Raw genomic sequence first — 3238 nt, 5'->3', positions numbered from 1 at the left:
TCCATCACCACAGCCAACTGAGTGATGCGCGAACCCGCCGCCAATCCCAGTTCCACCATGCGCGCGATGAGTTCGGGCGGCAGGTTATCGGCCACGTACCAGCCGAGGTCCTCCAGCACCTTGGCCGCGGTGCCGCGCCCCGCGCCGGACAGCCCGGTGACCAGGACCACGTCGATGCCCGTTTCCGTGCTCGTCTGGCGGGTCCCGTCCTGGCCCCGCAACTCCTCGCCTGTGCCCTGATCCGTCATCCCGATGCCCTGCTCTGATCATCGCCGATTACTGCGGCGGGCGCTGTCGATTCGGGCGGTACACCGAGCGCTTCGAGGACGGCCTTCGCGGTCGCGACGCCGATGCCGGGCACCGAGGTGATCTCCTCGACGGAGGCCTGCCTCAGCCGCGCCAGCGATCCGAAATGGCTGACCAGCGCCTTTCGCCGGTGCTCCCCCAGCCCGCGCACCGAGTCCAGCGCCGACGCCGTCATGCGCTTGGAGCGCTTGCTGCGGTGATAGGCAACGGCGAATCGGTGCGCTTCGTCACGGACCCGCTGCAGCAAGTACAGCCCCTCGCTGTTGCGCGGCATGATGACCGGGTCGGGCTCCGCCGGCACCCACACCTCTTCCAACCGCTTGGCCAGACCGATGACGGCGACGTCGGTGACGCCGAGCTTGTCGAGCACCGCCGCGGCGGCGTTCACCTGTGGGGCGCCGCCGTCGACGACGAACAGGTTCGGCGGATAGGCGAATCGGCGCGATTTCCCCTCGGCGGTAAGCACACTGGTGTTCTGCAGGTCGGACACGTGCCGCACGAAACGTCGACGCGTCACCTCCGCGATGGACGCCACATCGTCGGACCGCCCGCCGCCGGCGGCGTCCCGGATCGCATAGTGCCGGTAGTCCGACTTGCGGGGCAGGCCGTCCTCGAACACCACCAGCGACGCCACCACGTCGGTTCCCTGCACGTGGCTGATGTCGACACATTCGATGCGCAACGGCGCGTCAGCCAGCCCGAGTGTCTCCTGAATGCTCTGCAGCGCAGCGGATCTCGCGGTGAAATCGCCCGCCCGCTTCAACTTGTGCTGGGTCAGTGCGTCTTGGGCGTTGCGCTTGACGGTCTCCGCCAGCGCCCGCTTGTCGCCACGCCGCGGCACCCGTAGCACCACCCTCGAGCCGCGCAGCCCGCACAGCCAGGTTTCCAGTTCTGCGGCGTTGGGCGGCATCACCGGCACAAGTATCTGACGCGGCACCGGATTGGTCGATTCGTCGGCAGCGCCGCTCAATTCGGCCTGATCGCCGTAGAACTGGGTGAGGAACTGCTCAACCAAGTGTCCCTGCCCGGAATCCCCTGGGTCACCGGACTTTTCGACGACCCACCCACGCTGTCCGCGAACCCGTCCGCCCCGGACGTGGAACACCTGGACGGCGGCCTCGAGCTCGTCGTCGGCGAACGCCACCACATCGGCGTCAGTGCCGTCGCCGAACACCACTGCCTGCTTCTCCAGGGCACGCTTGAGCGCGGAGATGTTGTCGCGCAGCCTGGCTGCCCGTTCGAAGTCCAGTTGCTGGGCCGCCTCGTTCATCTGGTGTTCCATGTCGCGCGCCAGCCTGTCGGTCTTGCCGGACAGGAAGTCACAGAAGTCCAGCACGATCTGGCGGTGCTGCTCTGCGGTCACGCGACCGATGCACGGTGCCGAGCACTTGTCGATGTAACCCAGCAGGCACGGACGGTTGATTTGCTTGTGCCGCTTGAATACTCCCGCCGAACAGGTGCGCGACGGGAACACACGGGTTAGCAGGTCAAGCGTCTCGCGAATGGCCCAGGCATGCGAGTACGGCCCGAAATAGCGGACACCCTTGCGGCGCGGGCCGCGGTAGACCATCAGCCGCGGGAACTCCTCGTTCAGCGTCACCGCCAGCACCGGATAGGACTTGTCGTCGCGGTAGCGGACGTTGAACCGGGGATCGAATTCTTTGATCCAGTTGTATTCCAGCTGCAACGCTTCGACTTCGGTGTTCACCACCGTCCACTCGACGCCGCCCGCCGTCATCACCATCTGCCGGGTCCGCGGGCTGAGGGTGGAGAGGTCAGCGAAGTAGGACGTCAGGCGGCTGCGCAGGCTCTTGGCCTTGCCGACGTAGATGACACGGCCGTGCGGATCCCGGAACCGGTACACGCCCGGCTCGACGGGAATCGACCCCGGCGCAGGCCGGTAGGTCGCTGGATCGGGCACGGATTCCAGGTTACTGCCGCCGTCGGACCACCCCGATGAACTACCGTCGACGGGGTGCGGATCTCGTCTCTGCGAAAGATGACGGTCCCGCTGGCCGGGGTCATATTGGTACTGGGCGGATGCGCCGCCGAGGAAAGTGCACCGCCCGCCCCAGCGGGTCCGTGCGCGATCGTCGCCAACGGCACCCCGGCACCCAAGACATCCCCCGCACCGGCGCCCGGCGCACCAACCACTTCCCGGAACATCGCCACCAACCCCGAGGTGGCCACCGGCTACCGCAAAGACATGACCGCGGTGCACACCGGGCACTACGCGGTCGTCACCGCCAACCCGCTGGCCACCCAGCAGGCGTGCGAAGTGCTGCGCGACGGCGGGACGGCGGCCGACGCGCTGGTCACCGCGCAGGCGGTGCTCGGTCTGGTCGAGCCGCAGGCCTCCGGCATCGGCGGCGGCGGGTTCCTGCTTTACTACGACGCTGCGTCGGGCTCGGTGCAGGCCTACGACGGGCGCGAAGTCGCCCCGGCAGCGGCCACCGAGAACTACCTGCGCTGGATCTCCGACACCGACCGCACGGAGCCCAAGCCCGACGCCCGGGCGTCGGGCCGTTCCATCGGAGTCCCCGGCATCCTGCGGCTCCTGCAGGATGCCCATGCCGAACACGGCAAGACGGGCTGGCGCGATCTGTTCAACCCCGCCGTCACCCTGGCCGACAGCGGTTTCGACATCAGCCCAAGGCTGGCCGCCGCGATCGCCGACGCCGCGCCGGAGCTGCGCGCCGACCAGCAGGCGGCCGCGTACTTTCTTAATCCCGACGGCAGCCCAAAGACCGCAGGCACCCGACTGACCAACCCCGCGTATTCAAAGACGTTGGGCGTCATCGCAACTGACCCCGAGTCCTTCTACACCGGTGACATTGCCCGCAACATCGTCGCCGCAGCGGCCGACACGTCGGGCGGCCGCACCCCGAGCCTGATGACCCTCGAGGACCTGGCCGGCTACACCGTCCAGAAC

General features: G+C 67.9%; 3 protein-coding genes. 1 reads left to right on the top strand and 2 read right to left on the bottom strand.

The features are described from left to right. Positions 1-248 (bottom strand): RNase adapter RapZ (locus ACRDU5_RS01950; protein ID WP_526612527.1); only part of this gene is annotated, 248 nt, incomplete at its 3' end. Further along, positions 245-2227: an excinuclease ABC subunit UvrC gene (gene uvrC, locus ACRDU5_RS01945; protein ID WP_526612526.1), complete on the bottom strand. Its 1983-nt coding sequence runs from the start codon at positions 2225-2227 to the stop codon at positions 245-247. The genes ACRDU5_RS01950 and uvrC, both read right to left, overlap by 4 nt. A 78-nt stretch (positions 2228-2305) precedes the next feature. On the opposite strand from uvrC, the gene ACRDU5_RS01940 reads away from it, so the two are divergent. Beyond that, positions 2306-3238: gamma-glutamyltransferase (locus tag ACRDU5_RS01940; protein ID WP_526612528.1), on the top strand; the 933-nt coding region annotated here is incomplete at its 3' end.

Origin of the sequence: Mycobacterium sp. (assembly GCF_050701515.1) — a bacterium.
In the GTDB taxonomy this organism is placed as follows: Bacteria; Actinomycetota; Actinomycetes; order Mycobacteriales; family Mycobacteriaceae; genus Mycobacterium.
This window is presented reverse-complemented; position numbering and strand designations above follow the sequence as displayed.